This is a genomic window from Enterocloster citroniae (genome assembly GCF_040545455.1).
GTDB classification, from domain to species: Bacteria; Bacillota; Clostridia; order Lachnospirales; family Lachnospiraceae; genus Enterocloster; species Enterocloster citroniae.
Genome location: NZ_JBEPLZ010000007.1, coordinates 20,936 through 41,217 on the forward strand (window position 1 = coordinate 20,936; position 20,282 = coordinate 41,217).

Genomic DNA, 20,282 nt, shown 5'->3' on the forward strand with positions numbered 1-20,282 from the left:
TTCATCTGAACCGTATCCCCCCTAGTTTTCTATCAGATACCGCTCCACGCTTGTTACAGCATTGGCGCCGTCTGCTGCCGCTGTGATGATCTGACGCAGGGGTTTTGTCCTCACATCGCCTGCGGCGAAGATGCCCGGTGCAGATGTCACCCCGTCCTCGCCTGCCTTTATATATCCGTGGTCCATCTCCACAAGCCCTTCAAACGCCTTGCTCTCCGGTGAGATCCCCACTGCAATGAACACGCCCTGAACATCCAGATCGCGCTTTTCACCTGTCTTTACATTGGTTACGGACAAGCTCTTTACCATGCCGTCTCCGTTGATGCTGTCAGCCACACTGTCCCATACCATCTCCACATTCTCAAGGGATAAAAGACTTTCCTGGAGACTTTTAGCCGCCCTCAGTTCGTTCCTTCTGTGGATGACATAGACCTTGCTGCACATACGGGCCAGGAAAATGGCATCCTCCACAGCCACGTCTCCGCCGCCGACCACAGCCGTTACCTTATTGCGGAAAAATGCGCCGTCACAGGTTGCACAGTAAGAGACGCCTGCGCCTGCCAGCTCCTCCTCACCGGGAATGCCCAGCTTTCTGTGAACCGCTCCTGTTGCAAGGATCAGAGCCCTGGCCTCATAGGTCTCATGCTCGCATACCACCCGCTTGATATTCCCCTGGTCCTCGATCCTTACCACATCATCCTCCGCGAACTCCGCTCCCAGCTGGTCTGCATGCTCCCGGAACTTAAGCCCCAGATCATATCCGCCAATGCCCGGAAGTCCGGGATAATTATCCACCTCATAGGTTGTCAGAACCTGTCCTCCGCTGACCATCGCCTTCTCGATCACCAGTGTATTCAGCCTTGCCCTCTGGGCATAGACAGAAGCCGCAAGCCCTGCGGGGCCTGAACCAATAATAATCAAATCATATACCTGTGCCATATCCTTACCTTTTCCTTATCTATTATCATATTAACAAGTTATTTACTATTTTGACCAATTTGTAATTATTATAACACATATATTTCACATATTACAATTCAATTTCTTACAATTATCCATGGGATGTGATAAAATGTAGATACAGTGTATGACAGAAAGGATGTGTGTCTTATGCCACGTAAAACAGTACTGGTCACCGGGGCCTCCAGGGGCATCGGCAAGGCCATTGCAGTCAAGTTTGCCAAAAAGGGCTATAACGTAGCCATTAGCTGCGTCCACAGAGAGGACCGTCTTCTCCAGACCCAGAAGGAGATCGAGTCCTTCCAGGTGCCCTGCCTTGCATATAAGGGGGACATGGGCGACATGAAATGCTGCGAGGAGCTGTACGGGAAGATCAAAACCCAGTTTGGCGGTGTTGATGTGCTGGTGAATAATGCCGGTATTTCCTATATAGGGCTTTTGCAGGACATGACCTGTGAGGACTGGGAAAAGATGCTCTGCACCAATCTGACCTCGGTGTTTAACTGCTGTAAGCTGTCCATCCCCTATATGCTTCAGCAAAAGCAGGGAAAGATCATCAACATTTCCTCCGTATGGGGTGTGGTGGGAGCATCCTGCGAAACCGCCTATTCCGCTACGAAGGGCGGGATCAATGCCCTGACCAAAGCCCTGGCCAAGGAGCTGGCCCCCAGCAACATCCAGGTGAACGCCGTTGCCTGCGGCGCCATTGACACGGAGATGAACCAGTGGATGGAGGAGGACGACCTGATCGCCCTGGTGGAGGAGATTCCCTCCGGCCGTCTGGGCAAGGCCGAGGAGGTAGCGGACCTGGTTTACCATCTGGGATACAAGGAATCCTACCTGACCGGACAGGTGATTGGCCTGGACGGTGGATGGATCTGACAAAGTTACATTAAAATTCCATTTTCCTTACAAATACATTAACTGTATTGACCTTGGAGTTACTCCAGGGTGTAGAATCCAACTATCGAAAACAAAGATAATCAGTAGATTCTGCAAGGAGGGAATTTTATATGAAAAAGAAATATTTGGCCACCGCTGCACTAACACTTGCTTTGGCAGCGGGAAGCGCTATGACATCATTTGCCGCAGGTTTCGTAAGCACATCACAGGGTATGAAATATCAGTGGGGTTCCGGAGATTACTGTACCAACAACTGGGTTAATTACAAGAACCACTGGTTCTTCTTTGGCTCCGACCAGATCATGAGAACCGGCTGGATCCAGAAGGACGGTACCTGGTATTATGCGGCCGACACCGGCGAACTTCAGGGCGGGATTATGAAGATCAATGGAAATGTCTATTATTTTGACAACAACAGCCTGAAACTGGTGACCGGCACCCACAGCTATAACGGCGAGTCCCATGAATTCACTGAAAACGGAACCACAGACGGCGGTCCATACGTATACACGGAATGGAACAGCAACGGTACCATCAAACGCGGTACCAAGTTTGGGGCACGTTAACCAAACTGCCACATCACACACAAAAAATACCTCCACGGCTTATCTTACGCCCGGAGGTATTTTTGTCATATCCGATATAGCAAAAAACCCTCGAAAACATAATGTTTTCAAGGGTTCTGATAAGTCTATGATATAACCTCTTATTATCTCTTGGAGAACTGTGGCGCACGGCGTGCTGCCTTTAAGCCGTACTTCTTTCTTTCCTTCATTCTTGGGTCTCTTGTTAAGAAACCGGCTTTCTTCAGAACGGGTCTGTAATCAGCGTCTGCCTGAAGAAGCGCTCTGGAGATGCCGTGACGGATCGCACCAGCCTGTCCTGTTGTGCCGCCGCCGCGAACGTTAACCTGTACATCGAATTTGTCAGTAGTCTCAGTTGCAACTAAAGGCTGACGTACAATAACTTTTAAAGTCTCAAGACCAAGATACTCATCGATATCTCTCTTGTTGATCGTAACCTTACCTGTACCCGGTACTAAATATACTCTGGCAATGGATTTCTTTCTTCTGCCTGTTCCATAAAATTTTGCGTTAGCCATGATACTTTCTTCCTCCAATCCTCATTAAAATGTTAAAACTTCTGGTTTCTGTGCTGCCTGCTCATGGTCTGGGCCTGCATATACGTGAAGCTTGTCAATCATGCTTCTTCCCAGAGGTCCCTTTGGAAGCATACCCTTAACAGCTAACTCCATAACCTTCTCAGGCTTCTTAGCCATCATCTCACGCAGAGTGGTCTCTCTCATGCCGCCTACGTAATCAGAGTGATTGTAGTAGATCTTCTGGTCTAACTTCTTACCGGTTACTTTCACCTTATCTGCATTAACAACGATCACATAATCGCCGCAATCCATGTGAGGTGTGAAAATCGGCTTATTCTTTCCTCTTAAAACCTTTGCTATCTCGGAAGATAAGCGTCCTAATGTATATCCTGTAGCATCAACTACGTACCATTTTCTTTCAATTGTCGCTGGACTAGCCATAAAACTCTTCATTGGTTAACCTCCTGTTAATCTCAATCCTGTTATACATCGACATCCAACGGATGCCCGCTTTATGCATGATAAATATGGGAAGTATTTATCTACAAATGTTCATTCCGGGGCTTTGGATGAACATTCTCTGCTAATGTCACAGTTTTATATTATATAATATCCTCCGCCGTATGTCAACCACTTAATCGGGAAAAAATGCCACAAAAACATCATAAAAACGTGATTTAGTCCACATATTTCATTTCGATCAGGGTCAGCCCCCTGGCCGGCGCCGTGGGACCTGCCCGGCGCCGTTCCCTGGCCTCCAGAATCTGCTCCATCTCCCCAGGACGGATCTGTCCCATGCCAACCGCTATCAGCGTGCCGGCAATGATCCGGACCATGTTGTAGAGGAACCCATTTCCCGTGACCCGGATGGTGATCATGTCCTCCTCATCCCGTCTGATATCCAGGCTGTATATTGTGCGGACCGTGTCCGTCACCTGGGTATGCACGCTGCAGAAGCTTTTAAAGTCATGCTCCCCTGTGAGTATGTCCGCTGCCCGGCACATCTGATCCAGATCCAGGTGAAAATAGCAAAAATGCGAATAGAAACGCTGGGTAGGCATCTCAATCCTTCGGTTCATGATCTTATATTCATATGTTTTAATGCATCTGTGTTTCCTGGGATGCCAGTCCGCCGCTACCTCCTCCGATGACTGGACCCGTATATCCTCGGGCAGCCGCTGGTTTAAGGCCAGGCAGATCTTATCCGCCGGCATGCGGTGTTCTGTGTCAAATACAGCCACATTGCCCCGGGCATGTACGCCTGAGTCAGTGCGGCTGGCTCCGATGACCTGGATCGGCTCTCCCAGAAGCATGGTAAGTTTTTCATTTAATTCAGATTCAATGGTAACCCTGCCCGGCTGTATCTGCCACCCATGGTAATGGGTGCCGTCATAGGCTACCACAAGCCGTACTCGCTTCATCTTTTCCTCCTATCCAGATTCCTGTACTCTCGGAGCCCCGTTCTACAGATACACCCTGGATGCGATCATCACCACCAGGTACAGGGCGAATATCATATATGCGTCATGATCCTCCCGCTTGTACTGCAGCGGCTTCATCTTGGTGCGTCCCTCCCCGCCCCTGTAACAGCGGGCCTCCATGGCCATGGCCAGGTCCGTGGCCCGGCGGAAGGCGGATATGAACAGAGGCACCAGCAGCGGCACCATGGCCTTGGCCTTCTGGATCAGGTTTCCCGTATCAAAGTCAGCTCCCCTGGCCATCTGCGCCTTCATGATCTTGTCCGTCTCCTCCACAAGGATCGGGATAAACCTGAGGGCAATCGACATCATCATGGATACCTCATGGACAGGCACCCTGAACCGTCTTAAAAATCCCAGTCCTTTTTCCAGGCCGTCCGTCAGCTGGTTAGGCGTGGTGGTCAGCGTCATGATGGAAGAACCGATCACCAGGTATACCAGTCTGAGCCCCATAAAGAACGCCAGGCGGACACCTTCCACCGTGATCTTAAATATCCAGAATTTCACAATTACTTGTCCGCCTGTGAGAAACAGGTTAAAGCTCACACTGATGATCAGAAGGATCATGATGGCCTTCAGTCCCCTGACAATAAAACGGAACGGGACCTTTGTGATCTTGATGGCGGCTGACAGCACCAATGTGGCAATGACATACCCCCAAATGTTATCCGCAATGAACAGGGACGCAATAAAGACCATGGTCCCAAACAGTTTTGTCCTGGGATCCAGGCCATGGACCACGGAATCAACCGGGTAATATTGTCCCAATGTAATTTCTCTAAACATTCTTATCCCTGCTGCTTTCTGTCAAATTTCGGTTCCACTGTCCAAGTATCGCTTCCCTTGCCTCTTCCACTGTGGTGATATCCCCATCAATATCAATGCCCTGTGCCCTCAGGTCATGGACCAGATAGGTGATCTGGGGCGCTGCCAGGCCGATCGCTTCCAGCTCTTTGTAGTGGTGGAATACTTCCTTGGGCGTGCCGTCAAATACCTTCTGTCCATGGTTCATCACGATCAGACGGTCCGCATACCTGGCCACATCCTCCATACTGTGTGAAACCAGGATAATGGTCATGTGCCGTTCCTTGTGGAGATGTTCGATCTGATCCAGGATCTCATCCCTTCCTCTTGGATCCAGCCCTGCGGTGGGTTCGTCCAGGATCAGTACCTCCGGCTCCATGGCCAGCACCCCGGCAATGGCCACCCGGCGTTTCTGCCCCCCGGAAAGTTCAAAGGGGGACTGCCTATAATAGGAAGGATCCAGCCCCACCAGCTCCAGCGCCTGCTTGGCTCTGGCTTCCGCCTCCTCCTTGCCAAGTCCCTGATTCTTCGGGCCAAAGCACACATCGGTGAGCACATCCACCTCAAACAGCTGGTGCTCCGGATACTGGAATACCAGCCCCACCTTGCTGCGCAGTTTCTTCATATCATAGCCGTTGTCGTAGATGTTCTCCCCATTGTAGTAGAGTTCCCCGTTACTGGCCTTGATCAGTCCGTTCATATGCTGGATCAGCGTGGACTTTCCCGACCCGGTGTGTCCTATAAGCCCTATGAACTCTCCGTCCTGTATCTCCAGGTTCACGTCAAACAGGGCGTGCTGCTCAAAGGCCGTTCCTCCGCCATATACAAAATTCAGATCAACTGCTTTAATAGACATCTGTTTTCTCCTTACCGTCACTCCAACGCCCAGTGTTCAAAGGCCTCCTATGCCTGCCTGATCAGGGGCGCCAGTTCCTTTACCAGCTGTTCCCTGGTAAGGATGCCATCGGACAGAGGCATCCCCGCCTCCTTTAACTCATACGCCAGCTCTGTCACCTGGGGTACATCCAGGCCGTGTTCCTTTAACTCCCTGACCCTGGAAAAAATCTCTTTAGGTCTTCCGTCCATCACGATCCTGCCCTCATCCATCACAATGATGCGGTCAGCCTCCGTGGCTTCCTCCATATAGTGGGTGATCAGAAGGACGGTGATCCCCTCTGCCCGGTTCAGCTCATGGACGGTCTTAATGACCTCCCTGCGGCCATTGGGATCCAGCATGGCCGTGGGCTCGTCCAGTATGATGCACTGCGGCTTCATGGCCATCACACCGGCAATGGCAACCCTCTGCTTCTGGCCTCCTGACAGCTTGTTAGGGGACTGAAGGCGGAATGCCGTCATCCCCACCGCCTTAAGGCTCTCCTCCACCCGCTTCCATATCTCCTCAGTAGGCACGCCTATGTTCTCAGGGCCAAAGCCCACGTCCTCCTCCACAATGTTTCCGATGATCTGATTATCCGGATTCTGGAACACCATTCCCGCGGTCTTTCTCACATCCCACAGGTGTTCCTCGTCCCTGGTGTCCATGTCACTGACCCACACCGTTCCCTCTGTGGGCATCAGCAGTCCGTTTATATGCTTGGCAAAGGTAGATTTACCGGAACCGTTATGACCCAGGACAGCCACAAAATCACCCTTTTGTATATCCACGTCCAAACCGTCTATGGCACGGTTTACTTCTTCTATATTCTCTTCCTCGTCACGCCTGATATATTCATAGACCAGTTTTGCTGCCCTTACGATTCCCATATGATCTTCCTTTGCTTCCTTCTATTGTTTACGTTTTTCAATTGTAGATGAAATTACTATAGAAGTCAAGTATGGCGCATAAAATAAGAGGTCCGGCAGAACCGGACTTACCTGTCCCGGTCCTGCCGGACCTCCTTTTTCTGGGATGACTGCGATCCCTATCTCACCATACACGGTTTCTTATGGTCAAACTTCCATCCGGGGATCAGGTACTGCATAGCCACCCCGTCATTTCTGTCCCCGTAAGGAAGGGTACGGTAGAGTTCATTGGCTTTCATGACAGCATCCATGTCCACCTCAATGCCCAGTCCCGGTTCTTTGCGGATCTCAATGACACCGTTCCTGATCTCCATGGGATTCTTTGTCAGGTACTGGCCGTCCTGGTACACATAATGTGTATCCAGTGCCGTGATATTCCCCGGAGCGGCCGCCGCGCTGTGGGCAAAGATAGCCAGGGAAATATCAAAATGGTTATTGGAATGGGACCCCCAGGTCAATCCCCAGTCATTTAGCACCTGTCCCATTCGCACAGATCCGCTCATGGTCCAGAAATGCGGGTCCGCCAGCACGATATCCACAGCGGTCTGGCTGGCTGCATGGTAGAACTGGCGCCAATCAGTGGCGATCATGTTGGTGGCTACCTGAAGGCCTGTGGCATTTTTAAATTCCCTCATAATCTCACGGCCGGAAAATCCTCTCTCCTCACCGCAGGGATCCTCTATATAGGTAAGAATGCCGTTCATCCCCTGACAGTACCGGATGGCCTGCTCCAGAGTCCAGGAGCCGTTGGGATCTATGTTGATCCTGGCGTCCGGGAAGTTCTTTTTCAGGGCCCGGACGGTTTCCATTTCCTCCCAGCCGTTTAATACGCCGCCTTTTAGCTTAAAGTCCTTGAACCCATATTTTTCTTTCATGGCGTATGCATTCTCAACAATGCGGTCCGTGGTCATGGCTGTCCTGCGCCTGAGGCTGAACCATTTGTCATCAGAATCACTTTCATCCAGGTACTTCATATCCGTCTTTGTATGATCCTGGCAATAGAACAGATACCCCAGGATCACCACCTTATCCCTCTGCTGTCCATCTCCCAGCAGTTCGCAGACAGGCAGGCCCAGGAATTTCCCCATCAGATCCAGCAGGGCGCATTCCACCGCTGTCTCCGCATGTACCACAAACTTCAGGTTGCTCAGGTCCAGCTTTTGAAGCCCCTGCCCGTCATTGCCCCCGGGCACATATCCGTTATTTCTGATGCAGCTGACAATGCTCTTGTACTCTCCAATCGTCCTGCCCACCACCAGGGGGACGTAGCTTTCAAGTATCTTTGTGATATCATCCCCGCCGTGCACCTCTCCCACTCCCGTATTGCCGGAGTTATCCGTTATGACCACGATATTCCTGGTAAAGAGAGGGGAATGGGCCCCGCTTAAGGACAGGAGCATGCTGTCGTATCCCGCACAGGGAATGACCTTCATATCCGTTATTACAGGTGTTTTGCTTAACATTAGGTTACCTCCATCCGGAAGGCCTATCCCATCAGGCCTTATTCTGCAATTCTATCTTCTGTGCTTCTAATTTCTTGCTTCTCTTATTATCAAAATATGCATAGGCAAGTGAGATCAGGATCAGGACCCAGATCACATTGCCGATGGGCCTGTTAAAAAATGCTGCAAAGCTTCCCTCTGAAGACTTTAACACATCGATAAAATATTTCTCAAAGTCATCTCCCAAAATAAAGCCAATGAGGAAGGGAGCGGAGGGGATTCCGGTTTTGCTGAACACAAAACCAACAATTCCAAAAATCAGCAGAGTCCACACATCAAACATATTTCCGTTGCGGATAGCATAGGAGCCCACCACGCACATCAGGATCACAACCGGATAAAGGCGGTTTTTCGGGATGTTGATGATCTTTGCAATATACTTAATGGGATAAAACATTACTACAAACATGATGATGTTGCACACCACCAGGCCAAGAAGGATATCCCTCCAAAGATCCGGGTTCTGGGTAATGAACAACGGTCCCACCTGGATTCCCTGTAAAAGGAAGGCGCCTACCAGAACTGCCGTGGTGCTGTCTCCCGGAATTCCCAGGGACAAAAGAGGGATCAGGGCACCGCCGGTCAGTGCATTGTTTGCCGCTTCGGAGGCAACCAGACCATCCACACAGCCCTTTCCGAATTCATCCGGATGTTTGGAGAAGTTTTTGGCCTGGCTGTAGGACAGAAGGGATGCCGCGGAACCGCCCACTCCGGGAAGGATTCCCATAAACGTACCAATGGCGGAGGAACGGATCGTATTAATGCCCTGTCCCTTTAAGTCTGAGAAGGAGAACCCCTTTCCTCCGCCCTTGATGCCGCCTTCCATCTTTGGATTCCGTTTCATTCCCGTTTCCGCTTCCAGCAGGATCTGTGAAAGGGCAAACAGTCCGATGAGGACAGGAAGCAGCTGAAACCCGCTTCCCAGTTCCACAGTCAGAAAGGAGGGCACCATGCGCAGCTGCTGGTTGTCAAAGAAGCGGCCGATCAAGGTAACCAGCACGCCCAGGAAACCTGCAAAAACTCCCTTTGTCATGGAACCCTTGGAAAGGGCTGCAATAACCGTCATTGCAAATACAATGATCAGGAATTTTTCAACAGCGGAAAACTTGATGGCCAGTTTTGCCAGCGGGGGTGTAAAGAAGAACAGGGCCAGCAGGGAGATCAGACCGCCGATCAGCGATACAGTGATACCGATCTTCAGCGCCCTCTCACCTTCTCCTCTGGCAGCCATGGGGTGACCGTCAAAACCCGTTGTAATGGAGGAAGGCGTGCCCGGGATATTGATCAGGATAGCCGGTACAAGGCCGCCGCTGATGCCGCCTACATAAAGACCCAGCAGCAGGCAGAGCGCCTGGCCCAGGTCCAGTGAATACGTCAGCGGCAGAAAAACCGCTATTGCCATGGTTGCTGTCATACCGGGAAGTGCTCCAAATACAATACCGATCACCACTCCGAGGAACGACATTATAATATTCATAATTCCAAACATGATCGAAACCTCCTTTTATGGTAAAGTGATGCGGAACAGGACCCCGAATACCAGCCAGATAAATATGGAAAATCCAACTGATATGACACCGGATGTTATCATGCTCTTTTTTGTTCTCTCATTGTCAAAGAGAACATTTAACAGAAAGATACTGATGATGCTGGCCGGAAGGAATGTTAAAAACTCCATCAGGTAAATATAAACAATAAAGGTGAGGATACTCCCCAGCAGCTTTACCTTATCCCATCCTGGCATAAAGAAACGGTAGTTCTTAAGGTTAATAAATGGTGTTCCTGTTTTCTTGCAGCTGATCATCCTTTGGACTGCTATGATGATTAAGAGAATCACCAGAATTACCATCACGATCCTGGGCATGACCCAGTGTGATGTTGAATTTATAATCTTAAGCTTCACAAGCTTTCCCTCCTCTTAAGGAGCACTCAGCGCCCGTGTTCCGGGCGCTTATGTGCGTTTTAGCCGGTTGTCACTGAGTCAGGCCATGGTCACTGTGTCAGACTATGATCACTGTGTCAGACTATGATCACTGTGTCAGGTAATCAAAGTCCGGGCATGCCTCAATCAGCTGGGTCATGTCTGTTCTCTTATTGTAGATAAATTCTTTTGCTGCCGCGGAATCCAGATATGCGCCTCTGTAATTTAACTTGGCCATATCGGACTGGAAATTGGCATTTTCACAAACCTTGGCTGCTGCTGCATCCACTGCCTTTGCAAATTCGGCATCAATATTCTGAGGATAGTATACAAGGAAATCTTTGGACAGTGAAAATGGTTCATTATTAAAGGTGATTCCCTGCTCGGCATAAGTAGGAGCATTTTCAGCGCCCTCAATCTCATCCAGAAGGCCCACGCATTTCATGGCCAACTGCTTGTCGTCAACACCCACATACTGCTGGATTCCGTAATAATCATCAAAAATAATGTCTACATTGCCGTCCCATAACATCTGACGCTTCTCAGAGGTAACACCTGCTGCGATCACGCGGAGCTGGTCAGCTACTTCCTGGCCGTAGTTGTCAAGTACCCAGTTGTAGTACGCAAGATAGCACAGGGTGGATACGGAGCCGTTCTCACAGGCCACGCGGATCTCAGCATCCGGATTTGCCTTCAGGTATTCAGCTGCTTCCACCATTGTACTGTAAGGCGCATCGGCCTTGGCTGCAAAACAGCATCCCGGGTTCTGGGCCACTCTTGGGCCAACGGTGATATTTTCAAGTGCGTATTCTTCTCCGTATGTGCCAAACACAACACCCAGGTACATCATGTCGTGGAAGATCGCGATGGTGTCGCCCTTGCCCTTATCGGTACGGAGGATCTCAAACATCTCTGCCGCGCCAACGGGATCAACTTTTGCATCCCAACCCATCTCTTCTGCCAGGTAACGGGTCACTGTATCAGCTATAAGGTAGCTGTCACCGCTGGTGGAGGAGGAACCGATCACCACGCGGACGGATTTCTTTCTGTTGCAGCCTGCCAGGCAGGTCACTGCCATTGCCAACACCAATAACATACACAATACTCTTCTCTTCATTACTCATTCTCCTTTTTTATATGTTTATTTATCTTACCAGACAAGGACGTTTGGGATCAAATTTCCAGCCGGGTATCAGGTACTGCATACCCATTGCATCATTTCTGGCCCCAAGGCAGTTTTCCAGGTAAAGCTGGTTTGCCTTCTTGATCTGGTCCATATCCACCTCAACTCCAAGGCCCGGCTTTTTCGGGACAGCCACGCATCCGTCCACGATCTGAAGCGGCTCCTTGGTCAGGCGCTCCAGGCCCTCCTGCCAGATCCAGTGCGTATCCAGCGCATTGTACTCTCCCGGGACAGCTGCGCCCACCTGGGTAAACATGGCCAGTGAGATGTCAAAATGGTTGTTGGAATGGGAACCCCATGTGTAGCCAAAGTCATGACACATCTGTCCCACCCTTACGGAGCCGGCCATGGTCCAGAAATGAGGGTCTGCCAGGATGATATCCACTGCCTGGGATTCCAGGGAGTGTCCTACTTCCCTCCAGTCCGTGGCAATCATGTTAGTGGCTGTGGGGAATCCTGTACGGCGGCGGAACTCGCTCATGATCTCACGCCCGGAGTACACTCCCTCTGCACCGCACGGATCCTCACAGTATGTTAGGATGCCCTGCATTCCTTCCACGTATTTAACCGCCTGTTCCAACAGCCATCCGCCGTTGGGATCCAGATCGATCCTGGCATGGGGGAATTCCTTTTTCAGGGCCCGGATGACATCCATCTCCTCGTTTCCTGGAAGCACGCCGCCCTTTAATTTAAAATCCTCAAACCCGTATTTCTCTTTTGTAGCCTTTGCAAAAGCCACAATGGACTCGGCTGTCAGAGCTTCCTCATGGCGGATCCTGTACCACTCACAATCGGAATCAGGCTCTGAAAGATAGGGAAGATCCGTCTTGTTCCTGTCTCCCACAAAGAACAGGTAACCCAGCATACGAACCTTGTCTCTCTGCTGTCCTTCTCCCAAAAGCTCACACACAGGTACCCCAAGATGCTTTCCCAGCAGATCCAGGCAGGGCGCCTCAATGGCTGTCACCACATGCACACCGGTGCGCAGGTCAAAGGTCTGGTTCCCTCTCACATCCTCCTCGCCCTTTTCCTCCAGGTGCTTCTTTACCTTTAGCAGCGTACTCTTATATTCCGCCACCTTGGTGCCCACCACAAGGGGAATGCACTCTTCCAATGCCTTTGTGATCTTCTGTCCTCCCGGCACCTCACCCACGCCTGTCTCACCATTGTCCCCGTACAGAACCACCACGTTCCTGGTAAAATACGGCGCATGGGCTCCGCTCAGGTTCAATTCCATGCAGTCACAGCCTGCAACCGGCCAGACTTCCATCTTTGTAATTGTTGGCGACATTTTCACTACCTCCCAGCTTATGAATTATGTGTTATTTTTTACTTACTGCGCTTTTTAACAAAATGTTAACCGTCATTTTGTAATTTTGCTCTTGTGTTTTTCATGTCTTTATTGTATAAAATATATATAACTAAGTCAAATTACTTGTTTCGATAGAAAGACTAAGTAAAACTTATTCACAAATCAGGAGAAGGAATATGGATCTGAAACAATTAGAATACATTGTGAAAATTGCAGATGAGAACAGCATTACACGGGCAGCCGAACGCCTTTACATATCCCAGTCCGGTCTGAACCAGCAGCTTCTGAAATTGGAATCTGAGCTGGGCATCCAGCTGTTCCACCGCAGCAAGAACGACCTGCGCCTCACAGAGGCCGGTAAGGTCTATGTAAGTTACGCCCGCCAGATGCTTCAGTTAAAGCAGGAAGCCTATGATATACTTAATGACATGGCCGACAACAAGGTGGGACGCCTGTCCGTGGGACTCACACCGGAACGAGGCATTACCATGCTGATGAGCATCTATCCCCAGTTCTATCAGCAGTTTCCCCACATCACCATAGAGCCTCAGGAGATCGGCGTAAAGAATCAGCAGTCCATGATATCCAAGGGATACCTGGACCTGGGCTTTGTCACCCTCAGCGAGAAGGACAAGACAAATGATGAGTATATCCATATCTACTATGAGAATATCCTTTTGGCCGTTCCCCGGTCCCACCCCCTGGCCAGACACGCCAATCCCCCGGGACAGCCCTTTGCCACTGCTGACCTGCGTGACTTTAAGGACATGCAGTTTGTGCTGATGTTTAAGAACTCCACCCTGCGCACGGTCATAGACCCCCTTTTTGAGGAGGCCGGCTTCGTTCCCCGGATCTTGTTTGAGACCTCCAGCAACCTGACCCTGTGCAACATGGTGAAAAACAACATGGCCTGCTCGCTGATCACTCAAAACTATGCCAAGGAGCAGCAGGATGTGGCCTACTTCTACCTCCCCTCCCATCCCTTCTGGGAGCTGTGCGCCACATACAAAAAAGGTCATTACCTCACCAAAGCGGGTAAGACCTTTATTGAACTGGCGATTGAATATTATCATTCCACGGCAAAAGAGAACAACCAGAGCGTGGTCTGAGTGGAATCCATACGTCCAGTCCACCCCATAGTTCATTCCACTCCCTATGCTTTCATTTTCCTCTTATTTGCATACATTCCCGCATCCGCCCTGTTTAATGTTCCCTCTAAGTCCGAGTCCAGGACCGGGTCATAAAAGGCCGTACCGGCTGCCACAGAGGCGTCAAAGCTGCACCGGCTGCTGTATTCCTCCATTGTACATCTCAGGACCTGGACACCCTCTTCTACTTCCTGAGGGGAGACGCCTGAAAGGATGACCGCAAACTCATCCCCTCCTATACGGAACACCTGTCCCCGTGGGAATGAATCCCGGATCGCATCCGCCGCTGCGCGGATATATTCATCCCCCTTATCATGTCCGAAGGCATCGTTTACACCTTTCAGGTCATTCAGGTCACACATCACCAACGCCCATACTGACGTTTCATCCAGCCTCCCTTTGATCTGTTCCATGACCGTTCCAAAGGCCATACGGTTCTTAACCCCGGTGAGTCCGTCCCTGTCGCGCTCCTTTTTTAATGCCTTTGTCTGAAGGACCTCATCCGTCACATCCTCCACCACACAGCGCACAGGATTTTCTGAATTTTTCCGAGTTATCTTAATCCACCGGTACTCACCCTCCGCCTCCATCTTATAGACTCCCTCCTCCCCGGATTCCAGGGACTTAAGTTCCTTTAAAAAGGCGATAAACTGATTCTTATCCCTGGAAAACTTCCGTTCCTGTTCCCTGGTAAGATTAAACAGACGGGGGATCTGACTGGTCATATAAACCCGGCCTGAGTGACCGCCGATCTCAAAAACACCTACCGGAAGCCCGGATAGCTCGATCAGCTTGGCATGTCTTGTAAACCATTGGCTGGTGATAATGGCTGTGATAAACCCAATGATAATGGACACAAGAAAGGAATAATTCAGGATCCTCCCTATCTTTTCCGGGAACTGAAGAAGGACCGGCCGTTCTATCAGCCCGATGATATACCATTCCTCATTCTCAAAGGGCGTATTGTAATAATACATTCCCATGGGGTTGAGACAGGCAAATATCTCCTCATTGCTTTTGTGGTTCATAAGCCTGTAAACGGAATTTTCCTGGTCCACACTGGTAAGATCCAGGGGCTTCCCCTCCTCCAGCATTCTCTTCTGCATGGCGCCATGGGTCACGGCTGCCCGCAGCTGTCCCTCCTCATCTCTGATCCCCAGAACATACCCATATGCGTTGGCTGTCTGCAGATCGGATGCTGGAAGGAAATGATACAGGTAGCTTACGGATATTTCCACGCCGAATATGGCCTTAACGTTTCCATCCGCTCCAAACAGAGGAGTGGAGTATGTAATGACCTCCTCATCCTGAGGGTTGACCTTAAAGGGAGGGCTCCAGTATCCCAACCACTTGGACTTGCCTATCTCCCGGGCCGCCTCATATGGTTTTGTCACAAACGCCTGGTTGGAATCTGTCATATTCAGGCGGAAGCTCCAGTTTGCCGTGGTTGCAATCTGCATTTTCTCCGCCACATTCCATGGTCCTACCAGCATATAAAGGTTGGAGTTCTCCCTGCTGCTCCTGTCCGGATTATTGTTTCTGAAGTACAGGGCAGGCAGGGAATGATCCGCATCCTCCCCCTGCTCCGGGATCACAAGAAATGCTCCCGTTGTTTTGGTGCGCAGCATTGCATCCATGACAAGGGGCGCCATCTCCTCCAGGATCTGGTCAGCCTGTTTGGCATCTGCCTCTGTCTCAAAAAACTGGCTGATCTGTTCCATGTCATAATCCAGATTCGTCCAGATATTCTTCATTTGATTTTCCAGATTATTGCTGCGGCCATTGACTTTTTCCGAGAAAAAGCGGTACTGATTGGCCTCAGCCTGCTTCAGAACACCTCCCTGCACCATAAGGGATGCCAGCAAAATGCTCTGGAATATAGCAAAACAGATAAACACCACTGCCAGCTTAAATGCGATTGAACTGCTAATATTCTTTTTACCCATCTGTCCTACCAGCCATCTCCTTTATGAGAGCTTCGTACCATTCTTTCAAGTTCCCTTCTCCCAGAAGGTCACGCTCCACACCTTCCCGGCTCTCTCCGGCCTCCATCCTCCGCTTTTTCTCATGGAGATCAAGGGATACCTTATCCTCCAGGGAAGACGCAAAGGTCTGGGTCATATCGTATGAACCCTCAAAGGGCCTGCGGATATAGAACTCCCGGGCGCTCATGGCATCCAGGGCAGTCTGTATGCTGCTCCTGACCACGGCCGCGTTGTTGGATTCATCCACCCGGCCTAAAAGGTCGTTAACAGATGCCAGCGTCTCCATTTCCACCGGAAGGTAACCGGTGGATACGGCAAACCGGATATTCTGCTCCGGCTGCGTAAACCACTTAAGGAACTGGACCGAGCCGTATTCATGAGCCGTATCAGATGCAAACACGGCCATGTTTGCCCCTCTCTGGGTCATATAGGAGGTTCCGTCCTGAAAGGTGGGGTATGGAAGGCTTTCGCACTCGATGACATGGGACTGGTTCTCACTCTCTATCACCTCCCGGGGAAAGAAACCGGCCCCGGCAGAGGAACCGATGTAAGCCATCAGACGGCCGCTCTTGATCCCATCCTGATTATATACGCTGCTCTCATACCATCCCTTGATGTGGGGCACATAGAAGGCATCCCAGGCTTTTGCTGCAATTTCCTCCGGATAGGTAAATTCCACCTTGCCGTCCCTGATCTGATACACCTGACCACCCATCTGTGCTGCGGACAGCATCATAAAGTCATTGTATGAATTCATGCCCAGGAACGCGCATCCACCAGACCATTCATAGTACATGGAAGCTGCCTCCGACAGCCCTTCCCAGGTCTGCAGCAGATCCATGGAGGCGCCGGTTTCCTCAGCAAACCGGTCCCAGTCCGTTCTGTTAAGATATAAAAGTTCCGTGGATTTTGAGACCGGGATCATTTTAAATCCTCCGGAGGCGTCCCACACACCCTCCTCCAAAAATTCCGGCCTGTATTTTTCCCTTTCCTCTTCTGTAAAATATTGGTCCAAACTGACCAGAGGGGCTATCTTATCCAATCGATACGCATTATCCGGATAGGATGCAAATATATCCGGAAGGGGGTCTGACCCTATCACATGATTAGCTGACGCGTAAAGGACATCCTCCAGCTCCTCGCTGGAGCCGTATCCCACCGCATCCAACACGATCCCCTGTTCCATACCCACGGTCTCGTTAAACTCCATTACCAGATCGTCAAATTGGGCCTTTGCCACTGCATTATAAGCATGCCACATGGTGATGACCGTGGGGGATTTAGGATCCAGCACAAGGCTCTCCCTGCCCGCACATCCTGCGCCCCCCAGCAGCACCCCCAGCAGCATAATTGCCAGGACCCTATATTTCCTTCGATTCATTGTCCTTCTCCAATACCAAACATACAGCCTGTAATACATCGTTATTTTTAAGTATACACGATTGTAAACACAGTGTCTATTTGATTTTCTTGCATATGATATGGATAAATTACGTTTTTATAAGGGATCTTCCCATTCTATTATATGCGGAAGAATCTGCAGATAGCCTTCCGTCCGGAGTTTGATATGCAGCCTGGACCATGTAAGGAATGACCATTTTAAGAAAGAATCCCCGAAGAGACATTGCTCTTTGGGGATTCAACTTATATATGTTATATCGATTTACCGCCGGACATTTACCCGTGCCTGCACATGGCCGGCAGTCTACTGCACCCAGGCCCCGTCACCGCCCACCTGATATCCGTCCGGTGTCGTAGTCCCCGCGGCCATGGATCCGTCCTGGTACATATAATACCACTTGCCGTCCAGCTCGTTCCATCCCGTTACCGCGTATCCCTCCGGGCTGAAATAGTACCATTTGCTCATAATGCGTTCCCATTTGCCGGCAGCGACCGTACCGTCATGATAGGTAAAGCGCCGCCCCTGCTGGTAATCCCCCCAGGTGCCGTCTGTAATGCCCGGATCATTTGACTGGGAGGAAAGGGAGCTTACCGGTTCTCCGTCCTCCAGATAGTCCTGCTGGTTTCCGTTCCTTGCAATGGCAGCCACCTCAAAATAGTAGGCTGTGCCGGACTTGGTCATAAAGGGAGAAAAGTCGTAGGAGGTGGCTCCCTCCACGATCTGACTCACCACTGACCCCTGGTCGTCATAGAGCACCACACGGTAGGTATTGGCGAATTTTACGCTGTTCCAGGTGGCAACAGAGGGGTTATCACTGTCCCATCCGGCCCAGGTGGTGCTGTCTAACTGGGCCGCGGCCTGGTAGGTGAACTTGACCGTATACACGTACCCGGAATCCGCCTCGTAATCACTGCCCGTGTACTTCTTTACAGAGGTGATCTGTGCATCATTGCGGCCATTGACCACCTTAATCTCCAAACTGCTCTTGGTAAGCCCCGTGCTGCTTCCCAGATAAACCGTACCCGTCACATCATTGCCCGCTGTCCAGTTCTCAGGGCTTTTGGACCAGGACACATCCGACAGCATCTCAATGGCGTCTGAATCCTCCTCGGACACATATACATCCGGCTCCAGGGGATGGACCTTATTCTTGTCATTATCATCCCTGCTGACCCCCTGGCTGTCATACTGGTTTTCAATCTCCAGCCTATACGCGGACTTAGCCTGGGCTGTCATGCCCAGGCCAATAACCATCCATATTGCTGCAGCGGCTGTCACTGCATATCTGCTCTTTTTCATAGTATCTCCTTTCAACTGTCCTTTTTGATCTCCTCTATGAAAAATGCCGCCACACAATCTTTTCCTCACATTGCTCCCACAAACCTCAATCAGACTTCAGGAAGACCGGCCCCGATCAGTCTCTAATGCTGCCAGACTCCATTGGCATCCAGGATAAATCCGTCAATGGATGTATTCACTGCCTTGGATCCGTCACCCGGGTAGAAATAGTAATAGTTGTTCTCCACCTTGTACCATCCCTCCACCATGGCTCCGCTCTCATTCATAAAATATGTCTTGCCGTTAATAGTCAGCCAGCAGTTCTTTACCATGGCTCCTTCCGGTCCGCCATCATTGGGATTCAGATAATACCAGATATTGCCGCTCTTGATCCATCCCTTCCTCATATCTCCGCTTTCACCCATGTAGTACCAGTATCCGCCAGTCTGCTGCCATCCCGTGAGCATACGGCCTGAGGTGTCAAACAGATACCACTTGTCGTTCCATTTAAGCCATCCGTTCTTCTGAAGGTTTCCGTCCGGGTACCGGAAATACCAATAATCCCCTTCCTTTCTCCACCCCACGTCCGTATTGCCGCCGCTGGGAGTGCTGCCTCCGTTATCCTGGCCGCTGCCGTCCGATACCTCGTCCTCATCAATATACAGGTCACCGGCTTCGGTCCATTCACTCTTCTTGCCGTACTTTTTCTCCTCATCCGTGTGAGGCACGGTCCTAACCTTAAAGGAGTAATCCCCCTCCTTGGTCATGTAGGGATAGAAATTGTAGGAGGTTCCCTTGTAGTCCTCCAGCTTTTTAACGACCGATGAACCGCGGTAGAGATATACATCATAATACCCTGAGCTGTTCTCCCCTGCTTCCCATCTGGCCCTTCCCTTGCTGCTTCCCCACTCAGCGTCCTCCGGGGGCTCATAGGTTCCTTTGATCCCCGTTGCCCTAAGGACCACCTTCAAGTCGCTTCCGCTCTTGGTGGCTGATACAAAGGTTCCGCCGCTGATACTTACATTGTTGGAGCTGTAGCTGCTGCGGAAACGGTATTCATAGGCACTGCTGCTGGATGTATTGGGCTCCAGCCACACGGTGATCTTGGGGGTATCCCCAATGCCCACCTCTTTATCATTCGTCCACTCTGCTGACGCCACCTCATATTTGCTGGACGAGGAGTACACCTTGCTTCCGCTGTCGCTGGAACTGGTTCCCAGGCTGTCTCCGCTGTTCACCTCATCTCCTGAATCCAGATCAATGCTCACCTTTAGTGAGACACTTGTTATATACTTATAGTCGCTGGCTGCCAAAACCTGTACGGGCATCGCTGTCATCAGCGTGCCTGCTGTCAGGGCCAGGCATAACATTCGTTTCATGCTTCTCATGAACGCTCAACCTCCTCCAAAGGGCTGCACCCTTATATTTTCTTTACCTGTTTCTATTATAGCCCAGATGACAGTTTTGCGTCAACTTACGATATTCTTGCGATGTTTTCGTA

General features: G+C 50.6%; 19 protein-coding genes. 3 read left to right on the forward strand and 16 right to left on the reverse strand.

Translation table 11 applies throughout. The annotated features are described in order from the left end of the window. Positions 1-21: 21 nt before the first annotated feature. Positions 22-939 (reverse strand): thioredoxin-disulfide reductase, encoded by a 918-nt coding sequence (gene trxB / locus ABID13_RS11075; RefSeq protein WP_007869215.1) that lies wholly within the window; start codon positions 937-939, stop codon positions 22-24. Between the two features lie 171 nt (positions 940-1,110). On the opposite strand from trxB, the gene ymfI reads away from it, so the two are divergent. Next, positions 1,111-1,842 (forward strand): elongation factor P 5-aminopentanone reductase, encoded by a 732-nt coding sequence (gene ymfI, locus ABID13_RS11080; protein ID WP_007869219.1) that lies wholly within the window; start codon positions 1,111-1,113, stop codon positions 1,840-1,842. A 131-nt stretch (positions 1,843-1,973) separates the two neighbouring features. Continuing rightward, the gene (locus ABID13_RS11085; RefSeq protein ID WP_007869222.1) at positions 1,974-2,429 is read left to right on the forward strand and encodes a hypothetical protein; all 456 of its coding nucleotides are present in this window, start codon (positions 1,974-1,976) and stop codon (positions 2,427-2,429) included. Between the two features lie 143 nt (positions 2,430-2,572). Here ABID13_RS11085 and rpsI read toward each other — a convergent pair whose 3' ends face one another. The 11 genes from rpsI to ABID13_RS11140 all read right to left on the reverse strand — a co-directional run bounded on the left by rpsI (position 2,573) and on the right by ABID13_RS11140 (position 12,947). Next, on the reverse strand, positions 2,573-2,965 hold the full coding sequence (rpsI, locus tag ABID13_RS11090; RefSeq protein WP_007869226.1) for a 30S ribosomal protein S9: 393 nt from the start codon (positions 2,963-2,965) through the stop codon (positions 2,573-2,575). 24 nt (positions 2,966-2,989) lie between these two features. Further along, entirely contained in the window at positions 2,990-3,418 is a 429-nt protein-coding gene (gene rplM / locus ABID13_RS11095; protein WP_007869229.1) for a 50S ribosomal protein L13, read from the reverse strand. A 224-nt stretch (positions 3,419-3,642) separates the two neighbouring features. Continuing rightward, positions 3,643-4,386, reverse strand: a complete 744-nt coding sequence (gene truA / locus ABID13_RS11100) for a tRNA pseudouridine(38-40) synthase TruA (protein ID WP_048928942.1) — start codon at positions 4,384-4,386, stop codon at positions 3,643-3,645. Between the two features lie 42 nt (positions 4,387-4,428). Next, positions 4,429-5,229: an energy-coupling factor transporter transmembrane component T family protein gene (locus tag ABID13_RS11105; RefSeq protein ID WP_007869233.1), complete on the reverse strand. Its 801-nt coding sequence runs from the start codon at positions 5,227-5,229 to the stop codon at positions 4,429-4,431. Continuing rightward, positions 5,222-6,103, reverse strand: coding sequence for an energy-coupling factor transporter ATPase (locus ABID13_RS11110; RefSeq protein WP_048928943.1), 882 nt, complete (start codon positions 6,101-6,103; stop codon positions 5,222-5,224). The genes ABID13_RS11105 and ABID13_RS11110 overlap by 8 nt, the downstream gene beginning before the upstream one ends. Positions 6,104-6,150: 47 nt before the next feature. Then, positions 6,151-7,011: an energy-coupling factor transporter ATPase gene (locus ABID13_RS11115; RefSeq protein ID WP_007869236.1), complete on the reverse strand. Its 861-nt coding sequence runs from the start codon at positions 7,009-7,011 to the stop codon at positions 6,151-6,153. Between the two features lie 158 nt (positions 7,012-7,169). After that, positions 7,170-8,513 (reverse strand): enolase C-terminal domain-like protein, encoded by a 1,344-nt coding sequence (locus ABID13_RS11120; protein ID WP_007869239.1) that lies wholly within the window; start codon positions 8,511-8,513, stop codon positions 7,170-7,172. 31 nt (positions 8,514-8,544) lie between these two features. Then, complete coding sequence (locus ABID13_RS11125) at positions 8,545-10,041, reverse strand: tripartite tricarboxylate transporter permease (RefSeq protein ID WP_007869241.1); 1,497 nt, start codon at positions 10,039-10,041, stop codon at positions 8,545-8,547. Positions 10,042-10,056: 15 nt separating this feature from the next. After that, positions 10,057-10,455: a tripartite tricarboxylate transporter TctB family protein gene (locus tag ABID13_RS11130; RefSeq protein ID WP_007869243.1), complete on the reverse strand. Its 399-nt coding sequence runs from the start codon at positions 10,453-10,455 to the stop codon at positions 10,057-10,059. 127 nt (positions 10,456-10,582) lie between these two features. Further along, positions 10,583-11,590: a type 2 periplasmic-binding domain-containing protein gene (locus ABID13_RS11135; protein ID WP_007869245.1), complete on the reverse strand. Its 1,008-nt coding sequence runs from the start codon at positions 11,588-11,590 to the stop codon at positions 10,583-10,585. Between the two features lie 28 nt (positions 11,591-11,618). Continuing rightward, a complete protein-coding gene (locus tag ABID13_RS11140) occupies positions 11,619-12,947 on the reverse strand; it encodes an enolase C-terminal domain-like protein (protein ID WP_007869248.1) in 1,329 nt (442 codons plus the stop codon). A gap of 197 nt (positions 12,948-13,144) precedes the next feature. On the opposite strand from ABID13_RS11140, the gene ABID13_RS11145 reads away from it, so the two are divergent. Then, positions 13,145-14,077, forward strand: coding sequence for a LysR family transcriptional regulator (locus tag ABID13_RS11145; protein WP_007869252.1), 933 nt, complete (start codon positions 13,145-13,147; stop codon positions 14,075-14,077). Between the two features lie 44 nt (positions 14,078-14,121). Here the strand turns inward: ABID13_RS11145 and ABID13_RS11150 are convergent, their stop codons facing one another. The 4 genes from ABID13_RS11150 to ABID13_RS11165 form a co-directional block, all read right to left on the reverse strand. Beyond that, positions 14,122-16,062 carry a sensor domain-containing diguanylate cyclase gene (locus ABID13_RS11150; RefSeq protein ID WP_007869260.1) on the reverse strand — a complete coding sequence of 647 codons (1,941 nt, stop codon included), beginning with the start codon at positions 16,060-16,062 and terminating at the stop codon, positions 14,122-14,124. Then, complete coding sequence (locus ABID13_RS11155) at positions 16,055-17,482, reverse strand: extracellular solute-binding protein (protein ID WP_007869262.1); 1,428 nt, start codon at positions 17,480-17,482, stop codon at positions 16,055-16,057. The genes ABID13_RS11150 and ABID13_RS11155 overlap by 8 nt, the downstream gene beginning before the upstream one ends. Before the next feature lie 324 nt (positions 17,483-17,806). Beyond that, on the reverse strand, positions 17,807-18,802 hold the full coding sequence (locus tag ABID13_RS11160; protein WP_007869265.1) for a hypothetical protein: 996 nt from the start codon (positions 18,800-18,802) through the stop codon (positions 17,807-17,809). A 122-nt stretch (positions 18,803-18,924) separates the two neighbouring features. Continuing rightward, positions 18,925-20,169, reverse strand: a complete 1,245-nt coding sequence (locus ABID13_RS11165; RefSeq protein ID WP_048928944.1) for a cell wall-binding protein — start codon at positions 20,167-20,169, stop codon at positions 18,925-18,927. Between the last annotated feature and the right edge of the window lie 113 nt (positions 20,170-20,282).

What these genes read in the sequence shown, in the direction of transcription:
- ABID13_RS11125 (WP_007869241.1), bottom strand. Translation starts at nt 10,041, where the DNA reads ATGTTTGGAATTATGAATATTATAATGTCGTTCCTCGGAGTGGTGATC.
- rplM (WP_007869229.1), bottom strand. Translation starts at nt 3,418, where the DNA reads ATGAAGAGTTTTATGGCTAGTCCAGCGACAATTGAAAGAAAATGGTAC.
- ABID13_RS11135 (WP_007869245.1), bottom strand. Translation starts at nt 11,590, where the DNA reads ATGAAGAGAAGAGTATTGTGTATGTTATTGGTGTTGGCAATGGCAGTG.
- ABID13_RS11150 (WP_007869260.1), bottom strand. Translation starts at nt 16,062, where the DNA reads ATGGGTAAAAAGAATATTAGCAGTTCAATCGCATTTAAGCTGGCAGTG.
- ABID13_RS11165 (WP_048928944.1), bottom strand. Translation starts at nt 20,169, where the DNA reads ATGAGAAGCATGAAACGAATGTTATGCCTGGCCCTGACAGCAGGCACG.
- rpsI (WP_007869226.1), bottom strand. Translation starts at nt 2,965, where the DNA reads ATGGCTAACGCAAAATTTTATGGAACAGGCAGAAGAAAGAAATCCATT.
- ABID13_RS11120 (WP_007869239.1), bottom strand. Translation starts at nt 8,513, where the DNA reads ATGTTAAGCAAAACACCTGTAATAACGGATATGAAGGTCATTCCCTGT.
- ABID13_RS11145 (WP_007869252.1), top strand. Translation starts at nt 13,145, where the DNA reads ATGGATCTGAAACAATTAGAATACATTGTGAAAATTGCAGATGAGAAC.
- ABID13_RS11105 (WP_007869233.1), bottom strand. Translation starts at nt 5,229, where the DNA reads ATGTTTAGAGAAATTACATTGGGACAATATTACCCGGTTGATTCCGTG.
- ABID13_RS11140 (WP_007869248.1), bottom strand. Translation starts at nt 12,947, where the DNA reads ATGTCGCCAACAATTACAAAGATGGAAGTCTGGCCGGTTGCAGGCTGT.
- trxB (WP_007869215.1), bottom strand. Translation starts at nt 939, where the DNA reads ATGGCACAGGTATATGATTTGATTATTATTGGTTCAGGCCCCGCAGGG.
- ABID13_RS11085 (WP_007869222.1), top strand. Translation starts at nt 1,974, where the DNA reads ATGAAAAAGAAATATTTGGCCACCGCTGCACTAACACTTGCTTTGGCA.
- ymfI (WP_007869219.1), top strand. Translation starts at nt 1,111, where the DNA reads ATGCCACGTAAAACAGTACTGGTCACCGGGGCCTCCAGGGGCATCGGC.
- ABID13_RS11160 (WP_007869265.1), bottom strand. Translation starts at nt 18,802, where the DNA reads ATGAAAAAGAGCAGATATGCAGTGACAGCCGCTGCAGCAATATGGATG.
- ABID13_RS11155 (WP_007869262.1), bottom strand. Translation starts at nt 17,482, where the DNA reads ATGAATCGAAGGAAATATAGGGTCCTGGCAATTATGCTGCTGGGGGTG.
- ABID13_RS11115 (WP_007869236.1), bottom strand. Translation starts at nt 7,011, where the DNA reads ATGGGAATCGTAAGGGCAGCAAAACTGGTCTATGAATATATCAGGCGT.
- ABID13_RS11110 (WP_048928943.1), bottom strand. Translation starts at nt 6,103, where the DNA reads ATGTCTATTAAAGCAGTTGATCTGAATTTTGTATATGGCGGAGGAACG.
- truA (WP_048928942.1), bottom strand. Translation starts at nt 4,386, where the DNA reads ATGAAGCGAGTACGGCTTGTGGTAGCCTATGACGGCACCCATTACCAT.